Raw genomic sequence first — 240 nt, forward strand, 5'->3', positions numbered from 1 at the left:
GTCGCACAATCCCTGCAGCAATCTCTACCTCGCTTCCGGCGTGCCGCCGATTCCGGGTATGCTGGCTGCCGGCTTAACCGTTGGTTTGGGTTCAGCCGGCCCGGCCAGCAGCAACAATCACAACCTTTTTCAGGCGATGAAAGTGGCGGCGCTGCTGGAAAAAGGCGTGCACCGCCATCCCACTATTATGACCGCGGAAAAAGTGTTGGAGATGGCCACCATCGACGGTGCGCGGGGAAA

Annotated in this window: 1 protein-coding gene; it reads left to right on the top strand. The window is 59.6% G+C overall.

Annotation, left to right across the window (positions count from 1 at the left end; translation table 11 throughout):
* Positions 1-240 (top strand): amidohydrolase family protein (locus KVT28_RS26530; RefSeq protein ID WP_217551286.1); only part of this gene is annotated, 240 nt, incomplete at both ends.

The sequence above is a fragment of the Pantoea sp. GbtcB22 genome (genome assembly GCF_019091025.1).
Classification (GTDB): Bacteria; Pseudomonadota; Gammaproteobacteria; order Enterobacterales; family Enterobacteriaceae; genus Pantoea; species Pantoea leporis.